The sequence below is a fragment of the Vulcanisaeta sp. EB80 genome, from assembly GCF_002078205.2.
Map to the genome: position 1 here is coordinate 1 of NZ_LCWN02000129.1, position 2,523 is coordinate 2,523.

At 58.6% G+C, this 2,523-nt stretch carries 2 protein-coding genes and 1 tRNA gene; 2 read left to right on the forward strand and 1 reads right to left on the reverse strand.

Annotated features, from left to right (window positions below; translation table 11 throughout):
• A partial coding sequence (locus B7L70_RS14030) for a hypothetical protein (RefSeq protein WP_238376258.1) occupies nucleotides 1-437 on the forward strand: 437 nt, incomplete at its 5' end.
• A gap of 329 nt (nucleotides 438-766) precedes the next feature.
• Complete coding sequence (locus tag B7L70_RS12395) at nucleotides 767-2,233, forward strand: hypothetical protein (protein WP_081228440.1); 1,467 nt, start codon at nucleotides 767-769, stop codon at nucleotides 2,231-2,233.
• A gap of 126 nt (nucleotides 2,234-2,359) precedes the next feature.
• On the opposite strand, the gene B7L70_RS12400 is transcribed toward B7L70_RS12395, so the two are convergent.
• Nucleotides 2,360-2,466 (reverse strand) — tRNA-Val (locus tag B7L70_RS12400).
• Nucleotides 2,467-2,523: the final 57 nt, after the last annotated feature.

The following is a 2,523-nucleotide window of genomic DNA, read 5'->3' on the forward strand; positions in this document are numbered from 1 at the left end:
AATGGGGAAGGAGAAAAAGAGAAGCGCTGGAGATATTGGACGAGGCGGATAAGATAATGGAGATGGCCAAAATGCTGGCGGATGAGGACGACCCCTTCGCGAGGCGCGGCCTATACGCGTTTTTGGACGCCGAGATGAAGGCGCTGAGAACTTTGGTGATCTGGTGTTCTTCCCCGAATAATTCCCCTTTTTCCCTTTATAGTGACGGCCTTTTCGGCGCCTCCTCCTCGCCTCGGCTTAGGGCCGGCGTCTTGTGTGGGAAAAAAGGGGGCTATTCCCAGTCTGCCGGCTCCATATCAATAGGTTCCATGTCGATGTCGGCGGGCCTGCGCTCGGCGGGGCGGAGCCCAACGCGCTCCGTGGCCCCCGGGGCGCCAGGGCATATCGCGGGGTCCCTGCGGCGGTCGTCCGCGCAGCGGTTCGTACATGCGACGTAGCACCGCCCGAACTCCAACTCCTCCATCTGCGCCTCCGCGGCGCGTTGATAAGTTGAACCGCCCCTCGGCGGATCCGCCAGCGCTTACAGGGAGCATGTAAGAAAGGCTTGACAGGGGGCTAGCCCCCTGTCGGGCTTTTCTTCGATGCTCCCTGTCGGCGTCAAGGAACCCGCCGAGGGGCGGCTTGGCGGTATGCGCGGAGGCGCTCCCCGCGGCCGACGCCGCGAAGGCGGCCCGGACTGTGCTCAGCACAAAGACCCCGCAACCGAAACGGCTCGCCTTAGTCGACGCCTCATTGGATCAACAAACAGTCTCTTTTAACTTAGATCATGGGGAAGACCTCGTTCGACGAAGTTAGGCGCTTTGAGCTCGCGCTTAAGCCGGCCGAGCCGCCGACCGTGGAGGAGGTTCTTGAGCAGGTTTCCAAACATGGAGTCTTGAGGGGGCCTGTGGATTGGGTATTCCCGGCATGGATCATCTACGTCGAATACGCGACGCGGAGGGTCGCCGAGACCTTCCAGCTCACAGAGGAGGAGAGAAGACAGCTCTTCCACTTCAGAGACACGCTAAAACGGTTGTTGCTGGAGGCGCAGAGGCAGGCGAAGGCCGAGCTGACCTCGATATACAAGGCCGTTGTCGACGGCACCTACAGGGTGGAGGGCAACAAGCTGTACGCGCCGGACGGGACGTGGATGTATGTAATAGGGGACTTCACTCCACGTATTCTAATCCACGGCGTAACAGCTAAGACGCGTTTTCCCGACATACTCAAGCTTCCGCGCGAGCGGCTTGAGCTATTCCAGTTGGGCTGGAGGGCGAGCGACGAAGGTGAAGCAGACGGCCGACCTGTTATACACACTGCACAGCCCTGGCAGGTGTTCGCCTGGGTTACGACGAGATATGGAGTAGTTTACACATACATCGCTTCAGTAACGCTGACACACCAGGGGGTGAGCATTCACGTATACAGTAAGGCGAGGAGCTGGAGGCAGAGGTGGAGCAAGAACGAGGCGATAAGTCTCGTTGTAGACTACCTCAGACGTGGGGAGTGGGCGCCTCTGTTCACCATGTGGTTGGGGGATGGGAAGGCTAGGTGGAATAAGATTCTATATGGAAAGTATGTAGTGTCGATTGCTGCTAAGGAGCCTCGGAGGCTGGGCTTAGTCGCAAATACGTACGAGGCCCTAGTCGCCACTGGCAGAGAGGCGTTCGAGAGGCTTAGGAAGGCGGCGGGCGTATACGGCGTTTTGCTGGATCTATCGAAAAGCCACAAATGGATCTACATAAAGCTGGCCACAGACGACGCCTTCAGAGCGGCCTACAAGCTGAAGGCGAGGAAGAGGGGCATAGATGTCCTTAGGGAGGCGTTCGGGCAAAACGGCGAGATCCCTACGGAGCAGTTCTCACATGCCGAGGACGGACAGAGGAGAGGCGCCGTGACTGTGGCGGGCATCGTGATGTCATTGCATCTCGTTAATAGTAACGGCGGCTCACTCCTGGCTGAGCACTATACCCGCGATGCCGGAAAGGCGCTCGCCACGGCCGGGAGGCTTGAGTCGATGGGACTTAGGCCTAACGTCGTGAGGTCCGGCCGCTATTACGTGGTATATATAGCAACTGCGGATCTCCTAAAGCTGGCGGAGCGAGACAGCGAAATAAGAAGGGCCGTAGCGCTTTATCTCGCCGAAAAGGCGAAGGACGGCACGCCGAGGCAGAGGGAAATCGCCGAAAAGATCCTAAAAAAACATCCCCTTTTTCTATCTCATACCGCCTCCTCAAGGCCGGCGTCGCCGTGAGTTAGTCGAATTGAATCGATTATAGCGAGTTCAGCCGATACGTGGAACCGACGACAGCCGACATGCGGATCCCACCGCGGTTCTTCGGCCGTACTGCGCCGGCGATGGCCGGAAGAGTTCGGTGGATGGGCCCGCCGGGATTTGAACTCCCGGGGAATCCCCTCCCGGGATCTCCCGCGCGTGAGGCGGGCCTTAGGGAATTGCTTTCAATCCTACCGCTAGACTACGGGCCCCTTGCCGTACATTCCGTCGATATTAAAAGCTTTTTCCCGACGTAGCCTTACGGCATC

What these genes read in the sequence shown, in the direction of transcription:
- B7L70_RS12395 (WP_081228440.1), top strand. Translation starts at nt 767, where the DNA reads ATGGGGAAGACCTCGTTCGACGAAGTTAGGCGCTTTGAGCTCGCGCTT.